This is a genomic window from Acidovorax sp. 93 (assembly GCF_003633835.1).
Taxonomy (GTDB): Bacteria; Pseudomonadota; Gammaproteobacteria; order Burkholderiales; family Burkholderiaceae_C; genus Acidovorax; species Acidovorax facilis.
Genome location: NZ_RBIT01000001.1, coordinates 3,893,071 through 3,915,170 on the forward strand (window position 1 = coordinate 3,893,071; position 22,100 = coordinate 3,915,170).

The following is a 22,100-nucleotide window of genomic DNA, read 5'->3' on the forward strand; positions in this document are numbered from 1 at the left end:
GAAGCTTCTTCAGCCCGGCCGGCCGTCGGCCCGCAGGCAACCGTACCACCGGCCCAGCCGCACACCCCATACGCCCATGGTGGCGGCCCACAGGAAAGCCGCCACCGGCAGCACCCACACCCACGCTATGCCAAAAACGCCCGGCACTTCTGCCGCAATGCGCAACACGGTAGCCACCTGCAGCAGCCAGAACAATGTCCACGCCGTGTGGTCAGCAACCAGCGCACGGCCACTGTGCCCACACGACACCCGCGTCACCATGGCCAGCATCAGCGATGCCAGGCAGCCCATGGTCAGGGCATGCAGCGCTCCCAGGCCCAGGGCTCCCATGCCATAGCCCCACGCCAGCCACCGCGAAAGCCCTCCGAGCAGAAAGGCAAGGCCGAGCCACAGGAAACCGATATGCAGCATGGCCAGCAACCTGTTCTTGAGGCTTTGTACCAGCCCCCAGACACAGGCCAGCCAGACCAGCACGCACCCGATCACCAACTGCAGCGTGCCGTGTACCACCCCCCAGGCCGGCCCCGCAGCGCTGGCAGGCAACCCGAGCCAATCCAGCCACACCGCCAGCACCTGCAGCACGGCGGCCGCCAGCATCAGCCACAGCACCCAGAAAGGCCGCCAAGCCTGCACCATGGGCATGGCACTGGAGGTGAAAAATGGAATCATGCGGTGCGCCACCGTGACATACACCACCACTACAAACCCCCACAGGCCGGTGAAGACCCAGGCACGTGCGAGCGCATGGGTGCCCACGGCCAGCCCCAGCCACAGCCCAACAAGGCTGATGCATCCCAGCGTACAAGCCCAAGCGATGGTGCGAGCATGCAACTGGTCCTCGGCCTGGCTGCGCCGCACACGCCCCCAGAACTGCGCGGTCATCCAGACGAGGCCCGCCGTCGCCACCGCCAACCCGACCAGCGCCACGCCCACCCACAGGTGCGCGCCCGCCAGCCACAACAGCCACCCCACCGCCTGCGCCACCAGCGGTGCGCGAATCGCCTCCACTGGCAAAGGCTCCACCCCGAGCCATTTAGGGCCTGCTGTGAACAGGAAGCCGGAAAAGAACAGGGGAATGAATCCGAACGCCATCACGGCCGAGTGCACCAGTGTGGGAGACACCGCGTAGTAAAGCCCCCACCCACCGCTGGACCGCGCCACCTGCACCAACGCCCACCACCCCCCTGACACCACCAGCACCACCATGGCAAGGAAAAACCCCAACCGGTGCGGTGCCAGCATCAGATAGCGCCAGCGCCATTGCCTGTCCAGCGACGCCAGCATCTCCGGCGACGGTTTTCCCGACGCGGTGCGCAGGGGGATGACGGGGCGAGAGGTCACCCGCAGGTCCCCAGATGCCCGCACTGCGTGCAGTAGTCGCAACCATCCTTGCGGATCACGGCGTGGGCGCCACACTCGCTGCATTTCTTGCCCGCCATGGCCTGGGGCACTGCCACCGGGGGCGGTGCAGGCTCGTCCAGCGGCAGCTGCTGCTGTACCGGGTCGGCCACGCGGCGCGCCAGGATGTTCTGGATGGCATAGGCCATGGCCGCCACCTCGGAGTCGTGCCACATGGGCACCAGCGTGCCGTCGTCCTTGCGATGGGTGCCCAGGCGCACGGGGCCGCGGTCCCAGGCGACCTTGCGCATGTCCGACAGCGCCCGCTCCAAAAAGCCGCCACGCGCTGCCAGCGACAACATGCGCATGCTGGACGTGATCCACTGCTGCGACTCGCCGCTTTGGCCCACGGGCATGAAGAACTCGATGGCGCGGTCTACCGTGCCGTTACCGATGCCAGTGGGAACGGGGAGGAACGACACGATGAGGTACAGCGTCTTGTGGCCCTCTTGCGTCCAGTATTCGAGCTTCTCCGCCACGGCGGAGAGGCCGCCTTGGGGGCGGCTTTCGATGACGGTGCGCATGGGATCCACCGGGGGTGCGGGTGGCACCATGGGCGCAGCAGCAAGCGTGGGCGCAGGTGCAGCGTGGGTCTCCAGCACCGCCCCCAGGATGGCGTTGGGTCGGTAGGTGGCCAGGCCCTTGAGCTTGGCGCGCCAGGCCTGCAGGTACAGGTCCTTGAACCCTTCGTAGGGGTAGTCGGCAGGGATGTTGACAGTCTTGGAGATGGCCGTGTCCACAAAGGGCTGCACGGCCTCCATCATGGCGATGTGGCCTTCGGCGGGCATGGCGAGGGCCGAGACGAAATAGTCCGGCAACGCATCCACATCCCCGCCCAGCTCGCGGTACAGGCGCCAGGCATGGTCTTCCACCGCGTATTCGGTCGTGCTGCCGTCGGACTCGCGCTTCTTGCGCTTGTACATCCACGAAAACGGCGGCTCGATGCCGTTGGAAGCGTTGTCGGCAAAGGCCAGGCTCACGGTGCCCGTGGGTGCGATGGAGAGCAGATGGCTATTGCGCATGCCATGCTGGCGGATGGCAGCCTGGAGCGACTCCGGCAGGCGGCTGGCAAACGTGCCTTCGGCCAGATAGCCCCGCGCATCGAACTTCGGAAACACCCCTTTCTCACGCGCCAGGTCCACCGATGCGGCATACGCTGCGTCGCGCATGTACTCGGCAATCCGCGCAGCCATGGTGCGGCCCTCGGGCAGGTCGTAGCGCAGGCACAGCATGGCCAGTGTGTTGCCCATGCCGGTAAAGCCCACACCAATGCGGCGCTTGGCCATGGCCTCGTCGCGCTGCTGCGGCAGCGGCCAGTAGGTCACATCGAGCACGTTGTCGAGCGCACGCACCTGCAGCGCCACGGCTTTGGTAAACGCATCGAAATCAAACGCAGCGACCCCGCCAAAACCGAAGGGGTGGCGTACAAAGCGGGTCAAGATGATGGGGCCCAAATCACAGCAGCCATACGACGGCAGCGGCTGTTCGCCACAGTTGTGCACCACGATACCGTTGGCGTCGAAGGCATGCACATCGGCCACAGTGACGTCGTAAACATCTTCTACCCCGGCATCCACCAAAGCCTGCACGGTGGCGGTGAACCGTTCGCGATTGAGTGCACGCCGGTACTGCGCCAGCCCTTCCTGCAAACGCGCCGCTTTGTCTGTGTCACAAAAGCCCACCCGCTCGGCAAATACCGCGATGTTGTCCCCACTAATAACCAGTTCGTGCTGCGCACGCGTAGCGTAGGACTGCATCCCCCCTTTGCCATTGGGCAGGTTGCGCTCAGCCGCCGGGCGACGGTTGCGGTACAGCGTGGAAGCGATACCCATGCGCAACAACATGCGCTGCACAGTTTGCAGCAAGGCCTCGTCGCTTTGCGACAAGCGCACGCTCAAGCCTTTGTCCTGCGCACCTTGTACCGATCCATCGGCATCGAACAGCCCAGACAGCAGGCCCTGCGCAAAGGCAGACGATTGCCGCTCCATGGCAACCGTGATGGTCTTGTGGCCGGGCGCCATTTCCAGTTCATGCGCGAGTTTCAAGAGCGCCGCACTGGCCAACCGTGTCTCACCGCGTCCTGTCACAGGGCGCTGAAAGCCTTTGAAATCTGCACGGTGCGGCAACGTAGCTGCCGCAGCCATGGCGGCCCGCATGATGCCGTCCGCCCCGGTGGCCGCGAAAGCTACCGTGCCCTGCCCCACGGCTTTCAGCTCAGGCGCCCATACCGAAATCACGGCCTTGTCGGCCTTGAGGGTTCCGTCACCAATCAACAAACCCAGCAGGTAACCTTCTGCCTGCGTGCCTGCACCGCCCCAGCCCGCAAAGGCCCGGTGGTCGTGCAGCACAACCTCATCGCCCAGCTGCAGCTGCGCCGCCTCCGTCCATTCCACCTCCAGGCAGTAACGGGTCTTACGCGCCACGCGGCGCACACGATGGTCTGCGGTAAGGCGCAGTACATGCCCCTCTTCGGTTTGCAACTGCAGCACGGGTTTGGTGCCGGTCTTGAAGAAGCCCTGACTCTCGACCCGGTAAGCGCGCCCATCCACCACCGCTACAAACGGGCGCCCTACCAGGTCAGCCACTTGCGCAGGCCCTTCAGTGGTCATGACCCAGGTGTCTTCTGTCACACAGGGATTGGTCGCAGCGATGTCTTCGCAATAGTGCAGGTTGTTGTCTTCGTTGATGCGTCCCAGGAACAGAATACCCGGCTCGGCAAAGTCGTAGGCCGACTTCATGATGGTGTCCCACAGCTCGCGTGCGGGCACGGTGGCATACACCCACTGGCCGTCCGCACGCTGGTGGGCGCCCTGGGCGAGCAACGCAGCGCCGGGGCGAGCCTTGTGCACCAGCTCCCACTGTGCGTTGTTCTGCACGGCTGCAATGAACTCGTCCGACACGCCCACCGACACATTGAAGTTATTCCAGCGCCCTGGCGTGCGCTTGGCCGTGATGAACTCGTGCACATCGGGATGGTCGATGCGCAGCACGCCCATCTGCGCCCCCCGCCGCGCTCCCGCGCTCTCCACGGTGGAGCAGGACTGATCGAACACGTTCATGTAGCTGCACGGCCCCGATGCCATGGAGGCGGTGGCCTTCACCTGTGCGCCCTTGGGACGTATGCGGGAGAAGTCATAGCCCACGCCCCCGCCACGGCGCATGGTCTCGGCCGCCTCACGCAACGCTTCGTAGATGCCCGGAAAGCCTTCGTCATCCACGCCCTGGATGCAGTCACCCACGGGCTGCACAAAGCAGTTGATAAGGGTGGCCTGTATGTCGGTGCCTGCCGCGCTCATGATGCGGCCCGCACCGATGGCGCCTGCCTTCAGGTTGGCGAGGAACAAGGCTTCGTACTTATCGCGCAGCTCCGGTTTTTCGACCGAGGCCAGAGCCCGCGCCACACGCTGGTACAGCTCGTCGGCGGTGGTTTCGCCGGGTTTGAGGTATTTCTCGCGCAATACATCCAGGCTGATGGGCTGCAGGGACGAGGTGGGCTTGAGGGGGGGCTGAGGTTCGCGTTTCATGGGGGCCGATGATTTGGGTTTCACGCCAGTGAGGTCTTGCGTTCCATCAAGAGGGCCTCATTCCTCACGGATCTGCCGCGAGAATGCCGGACAAGGTCAAAGCTCGTCCAGAAGAACTTGCCCATCATGCTCCACGTAAGGGTGGTAGGGGCCGGTGCCGCTGTTGTCCGCCAGCGAGGCCGGCACAAAACCGCCCGTCTTGACATCAAACACATGGACTTCTCCTTCCTCGATCACGTAGTGCCAGCCGTGCAGGCTGATCTGCCCTGACTGCACACGGCTGCGCACCATCGGGTACTCCATGAGGCGTTCGAGCTGCAGCACCACGGCGCGTTGCTCAGTGCGGCGCAGCACCTCGGGGCCCGCCTGCATGGGCAGCAGGGCCTCGCGCCCCAGGTCCAGCCAGCGGTTCAGGTTGGGCGCTTCGGGCGAAACCTCACCATACATCGCCTTGATAGCCCCACAGTGACTGTGGCCGCACACCACGATGCGGCGCACCTGCAGGTTGAGCACTGCAAACTCAATGGCAGCCGTCGTGCCATGGTGGCCGTGAGATCCGTCATACGGCGGGATGAACGCACCCACGTTGCGCACCAGGAAAAGCTCCCCCGGGCCCGCGCCGGTCAACAGGTAGGGCACCAGGCGCGAGTCGGAACAGCCGATGAACAACGTGGTGGGGTGCTGCCCCTCGTCCACCAGCGTCTGGAACTGTTCGCGGTACTGGGGAAAGGCGTCGTCGTGAAAACGACGCAGGCGATCAAGCAGCTCGTCGGGCATGGTGCGATCAGATGGCGTGCAATGCAACTACTGTACAAGCGGAGAATCGGCCGCGTCCAGTGCCACGCCCTCCACCACGGCAGCGCCCGCCAGCAATTGCAGGTACTGCCTCAATGCGTTCACCCAGGCCTGCTGGCGCAGCGTGAGGGCGATGGCCTGGCGCACCTCTTCGAACGAAGGCTGCTGCCCCGGATCGCGCGCCACCACCTCCACCACATGCAGGCCAAACCGGCTGTGCACCAAGCGTGCCAGCACACCGATCTCGGCGCTGCCAAACACCTCGCGGGCGAACTCGGGGGCACAGTCGGCGCGGGTCAGCCAGCCCAGGTCGCCGCCTTGCTGGCCGCTGGGGCAGTTGGACCACTGCGCAGCCGCCTCGGCAAACTTGGCACCACCATCGTCCGCACAGCGCAAGTCAATCAACATGGCCTCGGCACGCAGGCGAAGTTGCTTCACATCCACGCCCGGCGTCACTGCAAACAGCACGTGGCGCAGCTGGGCCCGCTCGCCCTGGGCGTGTGCCGCAGGGTGGGCGTCGTGGTAGCGGCGGCAGGCTTCTTCCGATGGGTCGGGGATGGGTAGCTCAAGCTCCAGCAGCTGCTCGATGGCGTTGGAGGCCTCGGTGCTGATGGCTCCCTCGACGCCGGGCACATCGTCTGCTGAAAGCAAACCCGCCTGCTGGGCCGCTTGGCGCAGCAGTTCGGTGCAGGCACGCTGGCGCAGGGCCTCTTCGTCCAGCAGCTCGTGCGGGGCGTTGAGGGCCACGCCATTGACACGTGCCATCTCGGCCGTCACTGAGCCCATGCCCCCCATAGCGCCGACTTGTGGTGCCAGGGTGGCTTGCTGGGGCGCATCGTCCATCGTTGCAACCAGTGCCTCGTAGGCCGCAGCCTGTGTACGGGTCAGCGTGCTGGCAGGTGCTGCCGCCACGCTGCTGTCAGTGGAGCCGCATCCGCAGCTCCCGGTTCCACATCCGCTCATGGTGTACTCCTTGGGTCAGTGGGTTTCAGGCACGGCGGTCTTGCGACTTCATATGGCCGGGCGGCAGGTTCAGGCGGCGCGCACGCACCACCTGGTAGGGGCGCAGCACATAGGCCAGCGTGCCAAAGCCGCTCCACACATGCACCAGGCGGGTGAACGGGAAGACCAGGAAGATCGTCATGCCCAGGAACATGTGGGCCTTGAAGATCCAGCCCGCTTCGGCCAACAGCTCCACCCCCCCACTGCGGAAGGTGACCACGCGCTGCCCCCATTCGGCCAGCTTCATCATCATGGAGCCGTCCAGATGCTGCGCCGACAGCGGAATGGTGGCCAAGCCCAGCGCCAGTTGCAGCCACAGCAGCACCAGGATCAGGATGTCGCTGGTCTTGGACGTGGCGCGGATGCGGTCATCCGACAGGCGCCGGTGCAGCAGGATGGACAGGCCAATGAAGCCCAGCACGCCCGCGATACCGCCTGTCACCATCGCCATGATCTGCTTGGCACCTGCAGTGATAAAGCCTTCGTACAGGAAGTGCGGCGTGAGCATGCCCACAGTATGGCCAAAGAACAGGAACAGCACACCGATATGGAACAGGTTGCTGCCCCAGCGCAGGCTGCCGGTGCGCAGCAGCTGCGACGAATCGCTTTTCCAGGTGTACTGGTCGCGGTCAAACCGCGCCCAGCTACCAATGAAAAAGACGGCCAGGCAAATGTAGGGATAGATGCCAAACAAGAGGGTGTCAAGCCAGGCGGTCATACGGAGACTCCTTCTGGTGCCCGCTCGGTGCGGGGGGTACGAACAAAATGCAGAGGCTGCGGCTGGTCAGGCTTGGCCTGGCCCTGGGTGCTGCAACCGCCAAACGCTTCGGGCTCGGCCCAGACCTCGTCCATGGGCGGCTCGGGAGTGAGCGCCACCGACTGCACGCGCTGGCCCGACACTTCGAGCACCGCAGCAATCACGCTGGCATAGGGGCTGCTTCTTGCCACCAGCGCACTGAACAGCGCGTTCAGGATGTGGGCCATTTCGCCCAGGAACTCCTTGGCCACTTCGGGCGGCTGGGTGGAGGCGAACTCCAGCACCACCGGCAGGTGATCGGGCAGCTCTTCGGCTTCAAACTTCAGGCCTGCTTTGTCGTAGGTCTGCAGCAGATCGATGAGCGCAGGCCCCCGGTCGCGCGAGTCGCCGTGCACATGCTCGAACAGGTGCAGCGAGGTCTGGCGGCCCCGGTCGAAGTTGTCCACGTAGCGGGCTTCGGCTTCCAGCGGGTCGAGTGCAGCCAGGTGCTCGCACACTGCCTTCAGCTCATCCATGCGATCAGCCGTCAGGGCTTGCTCGGCCTGCAGCGCGTCGATCAGCTGCGGCATCACGCTGCGCAACTGCGCATCGGGGTAGCTCAGCAGGTAGCCCAGAGCGCGCAAGGTCAGGCGCACGGAAGTCGGGTTCTTCTTGAACATGGTGATTCCTTCCGTTGCACTCAAACAGTGGCTTTGATGGGGATCGTGCGGGGCTTCTTGCCGCCGAACATGCTGGTCTCGGTGGCGCCGTCGGAACACCCGTTGCCAAACGAGAAGCCGCAGCCGCCCCGGATGTCGAACGCGTTTTCGGCGTATTCGCGGTGGGCCGACGGGATGACGAAGCGGTCCTCGTAATTGGCAATTGCCATCACGTGGTACATCTCCTCGACCTCGGCCATCGACAGGCCGGCCTGCTTGAGCACGGCCAGGTTCTGGCGCTGCTCCACGTGCTTGTCGCGCTGGTAGGTGCGCATGGCCAGCATGCGCTCCAGCGCCCGCACCACAGGGCCGGTATCGCCAGCGGTGAGCAGGTTGGCCAGGTACTGCACGGGGATGCGCAGCTGAGACACATCGGGGATATCGCCATTCACGCCCACATGGCCCGCGTTGGCAGCGGCCGTGATGGGCGAGAGCGGTGGCACATACCAGACCATGGGCAGCGTGCGGTACTCGGGGTGCAGTGGCAGGGCCACCTTCCATTGCACGGCCATCTTGTAGACGGGGCTGTTGCGCGCGGCGTCCATCCAGCTGTCCGGGATGCCGTCGATGCGGGCTTGCTTGATCACGTCCGGGTCGTTCGGGTCCAGGAAGATGTCGAGCTGCGCCTGGTATAGGTCGCGGTCGCGCTCCACGCTGGCAGCTTCCTGGATGCGGTCTGCGTCATACAGCAGCACGCCCAGATAGCGGATGCGGCCCACGCAGGTTTCCGAGCACACGGTGGGCTGGCCCGCTTCGATGCGGGGGTAGCAGAAGATGCACTTCTCGGCCTTGCCCGACTGCCAGTTGTAGTAGATCTTCTTGTAAGGGCAGCCCGAGACGCACATGCGCCAGCCACGGCACTTGTCCTGATCGATCAGCACGATGCCGTCTTCCTCGCGCTTGTAGATCGATCCCGAGGGGCACGATGCCACGCACGCCGGGTTCAGGCAGTGCTCGCACAGGCGCGGCAGGTACATCATGAAGGTGTTTTCGAACTGGCCGTAGATGTCCTTTTGCACATCGTCGAAGTTCTTGTCCTTGCTGCGCTTGCTGAACTCGCCGCCCAGGATTTCTTCCCAGTTCGGGCCCCACTCGATCTTCTCCATGCGCTTGCCGGTGATCAGGCTGCGCGGGCGGGCCGTGGGTGCGGCCTTCGTTTCAGGCGCCGACTGCAGGTGGTCGTAGTCGAACGTGAAGGGCTCGTAGTAGTCGTCGATCTGGGGCAGGTTGGGGTTGGCGAAGATGCGCATGAGCAGCTTCCACTTGCCGCCCTGGCGGGGGGCGATGGAGCCGTCAGGGTTGCGCACCCAGCCGCCGTTCCACTTGTCCTGGTTTTCCCATTCCTTGGGGTAGCCGATGCCAGGCTTGGTTTCGACGTTGTTGAACCAGGCGTATTCCACCCCGGGGCGGCTCGTCCAGACGTTCTTGCAGGTGACGGAACAGGTGTGGCAACCAATGCACTTGTCCAGGTTCAGCACCATGCCGATTTGTGCGCGAATTTTCATCGTGTTTCTCCTTGTCTTCGGCTTCAGGCGTGGGCTGCCGTGCTGGACACGGGCTCGTCGTCGAGCCAGTCCACGCGGTCCATCTTGCGCACCAGCACGAACTCGTCGCGGTTGGTACCAATGGTTCCGTAGTAGTTGAAGCCGTAGCTCAACTGCGCATAGCCGCCAATCATGTGGGTGGGCTTGAGCACAATGCGCGTGACCGAGTTGTGGATGCCGCCGCGCGTGCCGGTGATCTCGGAACCGGGGGTGTTGATGATCTTCTCTTGCGAGTGGTACATCATCACCATGCCGGGGTTTACACGCTGGCTCACCACCGCACGGGCTGCAATGGCACCGTTGGCGTTGAAGAGTTCGACCCAGTCGTTGTCCACGATGCCAGCGACCTTCGCGTCGTCCTCGCTCAGCCACACCACCGAGCCACCCCGGTTGAGCGTGAGCATCATCAGGTTGTCGCTGTACGTGCTGTGGATGCCCCACTTCTGGTGCGGCGTGATGAAATTGAGCGCGATCTCGCGGTTGCCGTTGGGCTTCTTGCCTTCCACTTCTTCCAGCGTCTTGAGGTGCACGGGTGGGCGGTAGCTCACAAAGCCTTCGCCAAAGTCACGCATCCACGGGTGGTCTTGGTAGAACTGCTGGCGGCCCGTGAGGGTGCGCCATGGGATGTACTCGTGCACGTTGGTGTAGCCGGCGTTGTAGCTGACCTTTTCGCTTTCCAGGCCCGACCAGGTGGGCGAGCTGATGATCTTGCGCGGCTGCGCCTGGATGTCGCGGAAGCGGATCTTCTCGTCCTCGCGGTGCAGCGCCAGATGCACGTGGTCGCGGCCCGTCTGCTTGCCCAGGGCATCCCAGGCCTTGCAGGCCACATGGCCGTTGGTTTCGGGCGCCAGCATCATCACCACTTCGGTGGCGTCGATGTCGGTCACGATGCGGGGCATGCCTTGCGTCACGCCCTCTTCCTTCACGCGGCCGTTCAGGTCGCCCAGTTGGCCGACTTCGGTCTGCGTGTTCCAGCCGATGCCCTTGCCGCCGTTGCCTGCCTTGTCCATCAAGGGGCCTAGGGCGGTGAAGCGCTTGTAGAGGTTGGGGTAGTCGCGCTCGACCACGGTGACCTGCGGCGCCGTCTTGCCGGGGATGAGTTCGCACTCGCCCCGCTTCCAGTCGCGCACGCCGTAGGGCTGGGCCATTTCACCCGCCGTGTCGTGCATGATGGGCGTGAGCACCACGTCCTTTTCCACGCCCAGGTGGCCCACGCTGACCTCGCTCACGGCCTTGGCGAAGCCCTTGTAGATCTCCCAGTCGCTCTTGGCCTGCCAGGCAGGGTCCACTGCGGTGGACAGCGGGTGGATGAAGGGGTGCATGTCGCTGGTGTTGAGGTCGTTCTTCTCATACCAGGTGGCCGTGGGCAGCACGATGTCCGAATACAGGCAGGTCGTGCTCATGCGGAAGTCGAGCGTGACCAGCAGGTCCAGCTTGCCTTCGGGTGCGTTGGTGTGCCACTGCACTTCCTCAGGCTTGGCCTCGTCTTTACCCAGGTCCTTGCCCTGCACGCCGTGGGTAGTGCCCAGCAGGTGCTTGAGGAAGTATTCATGCCCCTTGCCCGACGAGCCCAAAATGTTGGAGCGCCACACGAACATGTTGCGCGGCCAGTTGGACGGATGGTCCGGGTCCTCGCAGCTCATCGTGAGCGTGCCGTCCTTCAGAGACTTGACGACGTAATCCTTCGCGTCCATACCCGCTGCAGCGGCATCCTTGGCCACCTGCATGGGGTTGGTCTTGAGCTGGGGCGCTGATGGCAGCCAGCCCATGCGCTCGGCGCGCACGTTGTAGTCGATCTGTGCGCCGTGGTAGGCCTTCTTGTCAGCCAGGGGCGAGAGGATTTCCTCCATGCCCAGCTTCTCGTAGCGCCACTGGTCGGTGTGGGCGTAGAAGAAGCTGGTGCTGTTCATCTGGCGGGGCGGGCGGATCCAGTCCAGCGCAAAGGCCAGCGCCGTCCAGCCCGTCTGTGGGCGCAGCTTTTCCTGGCCCACATAGTGCGCCCAGCCGCCACCGCTTTGGCCAATACAGCCGCACAGCATCAGCATGTTGATGATGCCCCGGTAGTTCATGTCACTGTGGTACCAGTGGTTCATGGCCGCGCCGATGATCACCATGGACTTGCCATGCGTCTTGTCGGCGTTGTCGGCAAACTGGCGCGCCACGGTGATGATCTGCTCGCGCGGCACGCCGGTGATGGCCTCTTGCCAGGCAGGGGTGTAGGGGCGGTCGGCGTCGTAACCGCCACCGGGCTCTTCGCCCGGTAGGCCTCGGTCAATGCCGTAGTTGCCAGCCAGCAGGTCGAACACGGTGGCCACCATCACCCGGCCCTGGGCTTCGTGCCCGGCTAACTCCAGGTGGGACACCGGCACGCGGCGCACCATCACGTCGCCACCTTGTTCGTTGGCCGTGAAGTTGGGCGTTGCCACTCCGCCAAAGTACGGGAAGGCGACATCGGCAATGTCGTGGGCCTGCTCGCCATCTTCGATCACCGACAGCTTGAGCTTGACGGTGTTGCCGGTGCGCGCTTCCTTGTTCTCCAGGTTCCACAGGCCCTGGTCGGGGCGGCCGTCCGCCCCCCAGCGAAAGCCGATGGAACCATTGGGCAGCGTGACCTGGCCCAGCTCGTCGTAGCCCACCGTCTTCCAGTCGGGGTTGTTGGACTGGTCGAGCTGGCCGGGGAAGTCGCTGGCGCGCACATAACGGTCGGGCACCATCACCGTGCGGCCATCGGGCAGCGTCTTTTCCTTGAGCACCACCAACAGCGGCAGGTCGGTGTAGCGGCGCGCGTAGTCGTCAAAGTACGCCGAGCGGCCCTTGCCACCGTCCTTGAAGTAGAACTCGTTGAGGATGACGTGGCCCATGGCCATGGCCACGGCGGCGTCGGTGCCCTGCTTGGGGTGCATCCACAAATCGCCCAGCTTGGCGACTTCGGAATAGTCGGGCGTGATGGACACGACCTTGGTGCCCTTGTAGCGCACCTCGGTCAAAAAGTGCGCATCGGGCGTGCGCGTCTGGGGCACGTTGGAGCCCCAGGCAATGATGTACGAGCTGTTGTACCAGTCGGCCGACTCGGGCACGTCGGTCTGCTCACCCCACACTTGCGGGCTGCTGGGGGGCAGGTCGCAGTACCAGTCGTAAAAACTCATGCACACGCCGCCGATCAGGCTCAGGTAGCGGCTGCCTGCAGCGTACGAAATCATCGACATCGCCGGGATGGGCGAGAAGCCGATGATGCGGTCCGGGCCGTGCTTCTTGATGGTGTACACGTTGGCCGCAGCGATCATCTGGTTGACTTCATCCCAGGTGCTGCGCACGAAACCGCCCAGGCCCCGTTGCTTTTGCCATTCGCGCTTGGAGGCATCGTTCTCGACGATGCTGGCCCAAGCGTCCACCGGGCTCTTGGCCAGGGCGATGGCGGCGCGCCAGTGCTTGAGCAGGCGGCCACGCACCATGGGGTACTTCACGCGGTTGGCGCTGTACAGGTACCAGCTGTAGCTGGCGCCCCGCGCGCAGCCACGGGGCTCGTGGTTGGGCAGATCAGGGCGGGTGCGGGGGTAGTCGGTCTGCTGGGTTTCCCAGGTGACGATGCCGCCCTTGACGTAGATCTTCCACGAGCAGGAGCCTGTGCAGTTCACGCCGTGGGTGCTGCGCACGATCTTGTCGTGCGCCCAGCGGTCGCGGTAGGCATCTTCCCAGGTACGGTCTTCACCGTTGGTTTCGCCATGGCCTTGGGCAAAGGTCTCGCGGGGCTGCGAGAAGTACGAAAGGCGATCGAGGAAATGGCTCATCGAAGGGCTCCTTTTCTGATTTCTGTTCTGGGGTTGACTAGCAAGGCATCTCGGCGTGCTTGCGTGCGTAGGTCCACCAGGTGATCACGATGCAAACGAGATAGAAGGCGAAGAACGTCCACAGTGCGGCGTGGGGGCTGCCGGTCAGCGCGATGGAGCTGCCATAGCTCTTGGGGATAAAGAACCCGCCGTAGGCGGCCATGGCGGCGGTGAAGCCCAGCGTGGCCGCGCCCAGGGTGTTGCCCTCCTTGTTGGCGCTGGCCACAGCGGCGGCGTTGTGCTTGTCCACTCCGCGCATGGCTTCGGTCAGGAAGATCACGGGGATCATGCGGAAGGTCGAGCCGTTGCCGATGCCGGTGGTGAGGAACAGCACCAGGAAACACACAAAGAAACCGGCAAACTGGCCTTCGTTGCCGCCAGGGCCACCGGAGGGCAGGAAGAACGTCACACCCATCACGGCCACGGCCATGACGATGAAATTCCACAGCGTGACACGCGCACCACCGAGCTTGTCGGCCAGCCAACCACCAAAGGGGCGGATCACGGCGCCCACCAGCGGGCCCAGCCAGGCGTAGGCCAGCGGGTTGATGCCAGGGAACTGGCTCTTGATGAGCAGCGGAAAGCCCGCGGCATAGCCGATGAACGAGCCGAAGGTGCCGAGGTACAACACGCACATCAGCCAGTTGTGCTTGCGCTTGAAGATGGCGGCCTGCGCGGCAAACGAGGCCTTCGCATCGGCGATGTCGTTCATGCCGAACCACGCGGCCAGCGCCGTCAGCGCAATCCATGGCACCCAGATGAATGCGGCGTTCTGCGTCCACACCTGCACAGTCTGGCCGTTCTTGACGATGGTCTGGCCTTCGCCACCAAAGATGCCGAAGATGCCGGCCGTGACGACCAGCGGGCTCAGAAACTGCACCACCGACACCCCCAGGTTGCCCAGGCCCGCGTTCACACCCAGGGCCGAGCCCTTGCGCTCCTTCGGAAAGAAGAAACTGATGTTGGCCATGCTGGAGCTGAAGTTGCCGCCGCCCAGGCCGCACAGCAGCGCCAGGATGAGCATGGTGGGATAGGTCGTGGTGTTGTCCTGCACCGCAAAGCCGATGCCAATCGCAGGGATCAGCAAGCTGGCGGTGGAGATCGCCGTCCAGCGGCGCCCACCCACCAGCGGCACCATGAACGAATAAAAGATACGCAGCGTGGCGCCCGAAAGCGCGGGCGCTGCGGCCAGCCAGAACAGCTGGTTGGTCGAATACTTGAAGCCCAGGCCCGGCAGGCTCACGGCAACCACGCTCCAGACCTGCCAGATGGCAAAGGCCAGGAACAGCGCGGGCACCGAGATCCACAGGTTGAGCTTGGCGATGGCTTCGCCTTCGCGCTCCCAGAACGATTTGTCCTCAGGAGCCCAGAGGGTGAGCAGACGCCCCTGGCGCCTACTGGCGGGTGTGGCAGACATGGTGTTTCCTTGGAAAGTGAAAGTTCAGCGGCCAGCCGCAGCAGCCTGTGCTGCCTGCGTGGCCATCAGATCGGTGCGGCGCACTTCGGTGAAGTACATCCAGATGAGCGAGACCCACACCACGCCATACATCAGCATGAAAGCGCTGGAGCGAATGCCGGTGAGGTCCATCAGCGCGCCGAACAGGATGGGCAGGATGAAGCCGCCCATGCCACCGGCCAGGCCCACGATGCCGCTGATGGCACCGATGTTCTGGGGGTAGTCGTCGCTGATGTACTTGAAGACACTGGCCTTGCCAAAGGCCCAGGCAATGCCCAGCAAAAACATGAGGCCCGTGAACAGGTACACATTCAGGCCGATGTGAAAGGTCTTGGGGCCGTTGACGGTGACGATGGTGAAGTCGGTCTGCGGGTAGCTCAGCAAAAACAGGCAGATCCAGCTGACCCACATCACCCACCAGGTCACGCTGTGGGCGCCGTACTTGTCAGACAGCATGCCGCCGATGGCGCGCAGCACACCCCCGGGCAGCGAGAAGCAGGCCGCCAGCAGCGCCGCCACGCGAATATCGAGGCCAAACTCGCCCACGTAGTACTGCACCATCCACAGCGACAGCGCCACATAGCCGCCAAACACAATGCTGTAGTACTGGCAGTACTTGAGGACCTTGGGGTCCTTCAGCGCCTTGAGCTGGTCGGTGAACTTGACGTTGCTGGGCACCAGGTGGGCCGGGTCGCTGTAGCTGAACAACCAGAACAGCACCAGCGTGCCGAGCATGATGGCCGCATACACCTGCGGCACCATGGTCCAGCCAAAGGCCACCAGCAGTACCGGGGCCACGAACTTGTTCACCGCCGCGCCCGAGTTGCCCGCGCCATACACCCCCATGGCCGTGCCCTGGCGGTGCTTGGGGAACCAGCGCGCCACATAGGGCGTGCCCACCGAGAACGAGCCCCCCGCCAAGCCCACAAACAGGCCGATGGTGAGGAAGTGCCAGTACTCCGTGGCGTAGCCCATCATCCAGATGGCGGGCACGGTGGTGGCCATCACGGCGGCCATCACAATGCGGCCGCCGAACTTGTCGGTCCAGATACCGAGCGGCACCCGCACCAGCGAGCCCGTGAGCACAGGCATGGACATGAGCAGCCCGAACTGCGTGGAGTTCAGGTTGAGCATCTTCTTGATGGGAATGCCGATAACGCCGAACATCATCCACACCATGAAACAGACCGTGAAAGCGAAGGTGCTGACGATCAGCACCGACCAGGCCTGGCGGGTGCGCTGTGGGCTGTCGCCCGGGGGCAAGGGGGTATGTGCCATTGCGCGGTTTCTCTCTTTTTGCATGAGAGGAATGGTCGCGTTTGTAGCGGCCTTTGCACATCCTTCGCTCGACCAGCACGGTGTGCGGCAGAAGGACTAGTGCGCGGCTTGGGGCCATCGTTCGAAAGAACTATGCCACCCGGGCAGACCCTGCAGCCCCGGGATGGCGCTGGGATGCCCACCCCATCGACCAGGCTGCGCTTGCCCGCCACGGAGCGGCCCCAGGGCCGACGATCCGTAGGAAATCTGAGAAAGGCGCTGACTCCGCCCAGCGCCTAATAACGTTGCACTCACATGCGGCGGTGGCCCATCGTCATCCAGCCCACGCTGATCATCAACAAGGCCAACAGCAGCAGACCCCATTCGCCCAGAGTGGGAACTGCGTTGGTGGCCACGGGCGGAAGGCCGGTGACGGTCCAGGAGCCGACAGTAGAACTCGCATCTGTCCAACTGGAAAACACCCCTCCCGCATTGGAGGTGCCACATGAGTCGCCCTGTGGATTCACCTGAATATCGCCGCACACCGCGTTATGCTGGCCGCTTTCAGTCACCAAAACTTGGTCAAGATGATCTCCGATCACGTGCGGAGCGGGCGTTTGCCAGCGCACCAAGTGCACGGAGAAATCAAGCACCCCTCCTGTGGTTGTAGCCGACACGCTCACAAGCGTCACCTGGGGGTCACCACTGGAATAAGTGGTCAATCCGTCGGAAAAGGAATACGAGGTGAGTTGCGCCGTGATGTCCTGACTGTTGAGGTTGGAGGGCAAAGGGGCGGCCGTAGTGAAAGAGCCCGTCTGCGCCATTGCGGTTGTATAGGCACCGCAATTGCCCGTGCCCGGCGGGCAAGACGTGAAATTGTGCAGATCTGGAGCGCTATAGGCTGGTCCGGTATAGGTGTAAGTGGCAGCCCAGGCGCCCGCCTGCAGAAGGGCCGCAGCCAGGAATACAAGATATTTTTTCATGGTGATTTGTCGCCCACTGCGCAAAGTGGAAGGGTTGAGGGGCGGATCAAAAACTTGCCTTCAGCGTTTATCCGCAAAGCGGAAATAGCTATTTTTTTAGGAGCAATTTCTGCCGACCACGCAAGGCCAGACCCAGCAAGCCGACGGCTGTCAGCACCAGGGCAAACGGGTTGTCCACGGATACGGACTGCGCCCCACCCGGCCCCACCACGGGGACGTCGCTCGTCCAGCCACCGCTGCCATGGGCAAAGCCGTGGCTGGTGGCGCCGTCGTCAGCGTAGCTATGGCAGATGTCGGGGCTGCTCAGGGAAACGCAGGGGCGGTTGAAGTAGCTGGCAAAGTTGACCGACATGTAGCTCAATCGGTCGCCCACGCCATGGCTGCCGGTTTGCCACCACAGAAAAACCATGTCGTTATCAACAATCTCGCCTGCTGCGTTGGTAGAAACATGGGCTTTGACCAACCGAGTGTTGAGGCCGTTCATGCTGTAGCTGGTCACTCCATCGTTGAAGTCGTACCAGGTGATGAGGGGTGCAATGTCGAGACTGACCTGGTTGGCGGGCAGCGGCTGGTTGGTGGTGAAGTGGCCTGTTTGCCGCATGACCGTGCTGAAGTTGACGCAGGTACCGGCGGCGCAGGGTGCTGTGTAGTCCAGCAGGTTGACGTAGGTGGGGCCGGTAAAAGTGTAAGTGGCCGCCCAGGCGCTGGTTTGGAGAAAGGCCGCAGCCAGGAGTGCAAGGTATTTCTTCATGGTGTTGGCAGCAACGTAGACGGAGTGGGTGCGGCGGTGCACTCAAAATTTCAATAAAAAGAGGCTCTAGCGCTTACTCAGCAAGCGCATATAGCTATGTTTTGTATAGCAATTCGCAAATACTGCGCGGCGGCAGAGCGGTAACGCACCTGGCACCACCGATGCAGCAGAGGCCTGGCAGGCGCGCGCCCCCGCTGCAAAAGTGTTTGCACGCTCATGGCGCGGGCCAGCGCGATGTGCTGCGGCGCCGCACCTGCCACCAGCCCGTGCCTCCCACCAGGCAGGCCATTAGCAGCAGGCCCCATTCGCCCAGCGTGGGCACTGCCGTCACGCTGCCAACAGGGGCGAGCGCAATGTCCATGGTGAATGCCTGCGCACCGTTGGGCAGAATTCCGTTGGCGGCCGCGAGGGTGACGTTGTAGCTGCCAGCTGCAGACGGCGTGCCGGTGATGGCGCCTGTGCTGGGATTGATGGTCAGCCCGGGCGGTAGCGTGCCAGCGTCGGAGAAAGTGAATGCCGTCGTGCCCGTGGCGGTGACGATGAAGTTGTAGGGTGCGCCTGCCGTGCCGCCGGGCGGTGGGGCGCTGGTGATGACCGGGGCGATAAGGGACTGCCCAGCGTTGATGCCGATGCCCGAAACGCTAAAGGTGTAACTGACACCATTGACCTGAATCGCGGCACCGTCGGTTTGCAACCCTGTCGCAATGGGACTGAAGGAAAAGTTGCGCAGCGTGCAAGTCGATCCCGCCGCCAAGCTCGCGCCACAGTCGCCCTGAAAAGTGTTGAACGGCGCAGCGCCTGTACCGCCTCCGCTTAGGTTCAGTGAAATAGCCGCACCCGTAGGGTTGGTCACGGTTATGGCTCGCGGCGGGCTGACCGCGCCGACCAGAACCGGGCCGAAATCCAGATTGGCAGGACCTACCGTAACGCCAGATACGCCACGACCCGAAACGCCAAAGGTGTAACTGACACCATTGACCTGAATCGCGGCACCGTCGGTTTGCGACCCTGTCGCAATGGGACTGAAGGAGAAGTTGCGCAGCGTGCAAGTCGATCCCGCCGCCAAGCTCGCGCCACAGTCGCCCTGAAAAGTGTTGAACGGCGCAGCGCCTGTACCGCCTCCGCTCAGGTTCAGTGAAATAGCCGCGCCAGTGGGGTTGGTGACGGTGACGGCTTGCGGCACGCTAGTGGACCCGATAGGAACATCACCAAAATCAAATGCCGAAGGAGTGACCAGCAGTGACCCCGGGGGGATAGATGCAACCCCCGTGCCTTGAAGGGAGATCGGCGTTGCTTGGCCATTGACGACAAATTCGGTTCCCGCAGGGGTAGCTCTTGCTCCAAGGGTCGTAGGGAGAAAGGTGTAGGTGTAGGTACAACTGGCGCCCGAGGCCAGGGTGATGCCAGGGCAGTTGCCGCTGTAGGCAAAAGGCTCCATTGCCCCAGCGCTGCTGCTTGCAATAGTGACGGGGGAAGAGGTGATGTTGGTCACCGTCAACACTTGGCCGGGACTGGTCGTGTTCATAATCACGTCACCAAAATTAAAGCTGGTGGGGGTGACCTGCAAACCCTGCACACCAGTGCCGACGAAGCTCATCGGCACCTTCACGCCATTGATCGTGATGCCCTCTCCGGAGCTCACCTGTGGACCGAGTGCCGTCGGCGTAAACGTGTACGTGCTGGAGCAACTCGTACCGGCCGCGAGCGTGACGCCACTGCAACCTGTACCGGAACCCCAAGGAGCACTAACTCCACTGCCCACACTCAGCGGCCCGATCGGCGCGGAGGTGGTGTTGGTTACCGTGACCTGCTGACTGGCGCTGGTGGCGCCCAGCGCCACACTTCCAAAGTTCAGCGACGTGGGCGATACCAGCAGGCCGCCCACCATGTCGGCACAGGCAGCGCCTGACAGCAGCAGTGCAGCAAAGCCCGCAGCCCACCGGGGCCAGGGCGTGCGCGGGGGGCGTTTAGAACGGGGTTGTGACTGCATAGATGTCCTCTTGTGTGGATAGATAAGGCGGCAGGTGGCAGGGTTGATGCCAAAAATGACCTTGGCGCATGTCTAACAAGCGCAAGTAGCTATCCCTTGATGAGCAAATGGAGCCCACCGCGCCGGGTGGTGCATGGCCACCCCCACGCAGCCCGCAGCGCAGGCGTAGTGGTAGGCCGGGGCGAGGAAAACATCGGTTCTTTTCATGGCGTGGTCTTCGGGGGTTGGCTTTTGAGGCGCGCTATCTCATCGAGAGCATGAAAACCTCAATGGAAGGGGGGTTGGGCTGAAAAGAAGTTTATGGAGCCCCCCTGCGCAGCGCCCCACCCCCAGGGGTTGGGAAACGACACTTTCGATGTGCTACGTTGGGGCACGCGCATTGCGTTGAAGCGATGCAGTAAACAAACACACCACTTCATGTCTCTCACCCGAATTCAGCAGCAGGCCATTGCGCGCCTGCAGCAGATGGCTTGCCTTGATTTCAACGGGCCCCAGCTCATTGAGCCCGTTTTGCATGAGTTGCATCACCTCATTGGCTTTGACTCGGGTTGCTATTTCTATCCAGGCGGCGACGTTGGGCTGGATGCGTATGTCGAGCCGTCGATCACGAGGGACACCATGCACACCTACTTCGAGCCACAGGTAATAGCCAGCGAACGCAAGGTGATTCGCCGCAGCGCTCACCACTTTGCCGAGGCGGTGCGCTTTGACCATGGGCCGCAAGTGCTGGAGCAACTTCTGGCGGTGCCCATCAGCGAGCTGTTGCGCAGCGATTTCTACAACTTGGCGTTGCGGCCCGCCGAGGTGTTTGACTGCCTGAGCCTCGTGTTGCGCACGCCGCAGGGTGCTGGCTTGGGTGCGCTCAAGCTGTATCGCAGCGCCGACTCGTCACGCTTCAACGTGGACGACGTGGCGATGTTTGGACGGATGGAGCCGTGGCTGGCGCGGATTCTGCAACCGGGCGAGCTGGACGCGCAGGACAGCGTGGTACACGACAGTGCCATGCTGGTAGTCACGCCCCAAGGAAGACTGGTATGGACGTCCCAACAATCGGATCTGCTGATGGCGTTGGCCTTTGGGCCGAGCTGGCACCGCCGCTCTGAGCTGCCGCCAAAGTTGGACATGCTGCTGCAGCGCCTGCAATTTTCGGGCCGCAGCGGTGACAGCCGCAGTGGCCCCGCGCCTGCGTTGCCCCAGCTGGACCTGCACAACGCCAGCGGCTGGTTCAGCCTGCGCGCCACGCAGATGGCCGCCGCAGCGGGCGAAGGCCAGGCGGTGGGCATTCAGATCACCCACCGGGTGCCGCGCGTGGCGCACCTGCTGCCCGCACTGCGCGCGCTGGGGCTTCCGCAACGCCAGCACGAGCTGGCCTACTGGCTGGCGCGGGGCCTGCCCGAGGCACAGATTGCCGAACGTATGGGGATCAGTGCCAACACCGCCACCTACCACCGCCGCCAGATTTACACACGGCTGGGGGTGCAAAACCGGCTGGAGTTGCAAGCGCGTCTGCTGGCGCCCCGTTGAGGAGCCTCCGGTGGGGCGAGGGTAAGAGCCCGTTCAAAAGGGGTTTCATGAAGAAACACCCGGGCTTCGCTCCCTTCGGCTTTTTCAGCCCGACCAGGACAGGTCCAACCAGGCAAGCGCCACTACGGCACCGGCACAACACGCACCGCTGGTGTGTAGGGCTCAACGCGCAGGCTGTCGTGCGCCAGCACGCTGATCTTGGCCCTGGGGGCCATTTCCAGTGCGCCGTCGGCTGCCTTGCGTGTGGCGTATTGCCAGAAGGTGAGCGCGCCTTTGGCGGCCAGAGCCTGGCCAATGGCGGCGGCTTCGGGGCGCAGGGCACCGGCCTCGTCCGGCGGCACGGCAACGATGACATCGTCCTTGACCGATACGATCTTGAACAGCAGCGGCTTGGTGGTGTCGGCCATGGCAGTGACAGAGGCGAAGACGGTAGCAAGGGAGACTGCTGCCAGGGTTGCGGCTGCGCCGAAGCGGCGCAAGGAGGTGGTTTGCATGCGTTGTTGCTCCTGTATCGATGGGGGCCAGCGCCCCGGCACCGGGCGCTGGCGAGGGCATCATGCCCCGGGGCGTGCAACCGGACAAGGATTGGTCACC

Annotated in this window: 15 protein-coding genes; 1 reads left to right on the forward strand and 14 read right to left on the reverse strand. The window is 63.6% G+C overall.

Annotated features, from left to right (window positions below; translation table 11 throughout):
* Nucleotides 1-9: 9 nt before the first annotated feature.
* The 13 genes from C8C93_RS17715 to C8C93_RS17775 form a co-directional block, all read right to left on the reverse strand.
* A complete protein-coding gene (locus C8C93_RS17715) occupies nt 10-1,341 on the reverse strand; it encodes an NnrS family protein (protein ID WP_233559483.1) in 1,332 nt (443 codons plus the stop codon).
* Complete coding sequence (locus tag C8C93_RS17720; RefSeq protein ID WP_121507778.1) at nt 1,338-4,922, reverse strand: LAGLIDADG family homing endonuclease; 3,585 nt, start codon at nt 4,920-4,922, stop codon at nt 1,338-1,340. Before C8C93_RS17720 ends, C8C93_RS17715 begins: the two co-directional genes overlap by 4 nt.
* A gap of 96 nt (nt 4,923-5,018) precedes the next feature.
* Entirely contained in the window at nt 5,019-5,699 is a 681-nt protein-coding gene (locus C8C93_RS17725; protein ID WP_121422054.1) for a carbonic anhydrase, read from the reverse strand.
* A gap of 27 nt (nt 5,700-5,726) precedes the next feature.
* Nucleotides 5,727-6,560 (reverse strand): peptidylprolyl isomerase, encoded by an 834-nt coding sequence (locus tag C8C93_RS17730; protein WP_370110862.1) that lies wholly within the window; start codon nt 6,558-6,560, stop codon nt 5,727-5,729.
* Between the two features lie 145 nt (nt 6,561-6,705).
* Nucleotides 6,706-7,437, reverse strand: a complete 732-nt coding sequence (narI, locus tag C8C93_RS17735) for a respiratory nitrate reductase subunit gamma (RefSeq protein ID WP_121507779.1) — start codon at nt 7,435-7,437, stop codon at nt 6,706-6,708.
* Nucleotides 7,434-8,135, reverse strand: coding sequence for a nitrate reductase molybdenum cofactor assembly chaperone (gene narJ, locus C8C93_RS17740; protein ID WP_121507780.1), 702 nt, complete (start codon nt 8,133-8,135; stop codon nt 7,434-7,436). The genes narI and narJ overlap by 4 nt, the downstream gene beginning before the upstream one ends.
* 20 nt (nt 8,136-8,155) lie before the next feature.
* Nucleotides 8,156-9,679: a nitrate reductase subunit beta gene (gene narH / locus C8C93_RS17745; protein WP_121422051.1), complete on the reverse strand. Its 1,524-nt coding sequence runs from the start codon at nt 9,677-9,679 to the stop codon at nt 8,156-8,158.
* 23 nt (nt 9,680-9,702) lie between these two features.
* Nucleotides 9,703-13,506 (reverse strand): nitrate reductase subunit alpha, encoded by a 3,804-nt coding sequence (locus tag C8C93_RS17750; RefSeq protein WP_121507781.1) that lies wholly within the window; start codon nt 13,504-13,506, stop codon nt 9,703-9,705.
* A 37-nt stretch (nt 13,507-13,543) separates the two neighbouring features.
* A complete protein-coding gene (locus tag C8C93_RS17755) occupies nt 13,544-14,962 on the reverse strand; it encodes an MFS transporter (RefSeq protein ID WP_055398426.1) in 1,419 nt (472 codons plus the stop codon).
* Nucleotides 14,963-14,986: 24 nt separating this feature from the next.
* The gene (locus C8C93_RS17760; RefSeq protein WP_121507782.1) at nt 14,987-16,279 is read right to left on the reverse strand and encodes a nitrate/nitrite transporter; all 1,293 of its coding nucleotides are present in this window, start codon (nt 16,277-16,279) and stop codon (nt 14,987-14,989) included.
* 290 nt (nt 16,280-16,569) lie between these two features.
* Nucleotides 16,570-17,241, reverse strand: coding sequence for an IPTL-CTERM sorting domain-containing protein (locus tag C8C93_RS17765; RefSeq protein ID WP_147433779.1), 672 nt, complete (start codon nt 17,239-17,241; stop codon nt 16,570-16,572).
* Between the two features lie 88 nt (nt 17,242-17,329).
* The gene (locus C8C93_RS17770) at nt 17,330-17,992 is read right to left on the reverse strand and encodes a hypothetical protein (RefSeq protein WP_147433780.1); all 663 of its coding nucleotides are present in this window, start codon (nt 17,990-17,992) and stop codon (nt 17,330-17,332) included.
* Nucleotides 17,993-18,206: 214 nt separating this feature from the next.
* A complete protein-coding gene (locus C8C93_RS17775; protein ID WP_121507785.1) occupies nt 18,207-19,982 on the reverse strand; it encodes an IPTL-CTERM sorting domain-containing protein in 1,776 nt (591 codons plus the stop codon).
* A gap of 417 nt (nt 19,983-20,399) precedes the next feature.
* Here C8C93_RS17775 and C8C93_RS17780 point away from each other — a divergent pair, with 417 nt between their 5' ends.
* Entirely contained in the window at nt 20,400-21,506 is a 1,107-nt protein-coding gene (locus tag C8C93_RS17780) for a helix-turn-helix transcriptional regulator (protein ID WP_233559485.1), read from the forward strand.
* A gap of 122 nt (nt 21,507-21,628) precedes the next feature.
* On the opposite strand, the gene C8C93_RS17785 is transcribed toward C8C93_RS17780, so the two are convergent.
* Nucleotides 21,629-22,000 (reverse strand): hypothetical protein, encoded by a 372-nt coding sequence (locus C8C93_RS17785; RefSeq protein ID WP_199727046.1) that lies wholly within the window; start codon nt 21,998-22,000, stop codon nt 21,629-21,631.
* Between the last annotated feature and the right edge of the window lie 100 nt (nt 22,001-22,100).

Bases quoted from the DNA above. Each gene is read 5' to 3' on its own strand.
- C8C93_RS17720 (WP_121507778.1), bottom strand. From the start codon at position 4,922: ATGAAACGCGAACCTCAGCCCCCCCTCAAGCCCACCTCGTCCCTGCAG.
- C8C93_RS17725 (WP_121422054.1), bottom strand. From the start codon at position 5,699: ATGCCCGACGAGCTGCTTGATCGCCTGCGTCGTTTTCACGACGACGCC.
- C8C93_RS17730 (WP_370110862.1), bottom strand. From the start codon at position 6,560: ATGGACGATGCGCCCCAGCAAGCCACCCTGGCACCACAAGTCGGCGCT.
- narI (WP_121507779.1), bottom strand. From the start codon at position 7,437: ATGACCGCCTGGCTTGACACCCTCTTGTTTGGCATCTATCCCTACATT.
- narJ (WP_121507780.1), bottom strand. From the start codon at position 8,135: ATGTTCAAGAAGAACCCGACTTCCGTGCGCCTGACCTTGCGCGCTCTG.
- narH (WP_121422051.1), bottom strand. From the start codon at position 9,679: ATGAAAATTCGCGCACAAATCGGCATGGTGCTGAACCTGGACAAGTGC.
- C8C93_RS17750 (WP_121507781.1), bottom strand. From the start codon at position 13,506: ATGAGCCATTTCCTCGATCGCCTTTCGTACTTCTCGCAGCCCCGCGAG.
- C8C93_RS17755 (WP_055398426.1), bottom strand. From the start codon at position 14,962: ATGTCTGCCACACCCGCCAGTAGGCGCCAGGGGCGTCTGCTCACCCTC.
- C8C93_RS17760 (WP_121507782.1), bottom strand. From the start codon at position 16,279: ATGGCACATACCCCCTTGCCCCCGGGCGACAGCCCACAGCGCACCCGC.
- C8C93_RS17765 (WP_147433779.1), bottom strand. From the start codon at position 17,241: ATGAAAAAATATCTTGTATTCCTGGCTGCGGCCCTTCTGCAGGCGGGC.
- C8C93_RS17770 (WP_147433780.1), bottom strand. From the start codon at position 17,992: ATGAAGAAATACCTTGCACTCCTGGCTGCGGCCTTTCTCCAAACCAGC.
- C8C93_RS17775 (WP_121507785.1), bottom strand. From the start codon at position 19,982: ATGCAGTCACAACCCCGTTCTAAACGCCCCCCGCGCACGCCCTGGCCC.
- C8C93_RS17780 (WP_233559485.1), top strand. From the start codon at position 20,400: ATGTCTCTCACCCGAATTCAGCAGCAGGCCATTGCGCGCCTGCAGCAG.
- C8C93_RS17785 (WP_199727046.1), bottom strand. From the start codon at position 22,000: ATGCAAACCACCTCCTTGCGCCGCTTCGGCGCAGCCGCAACCCTGGCA.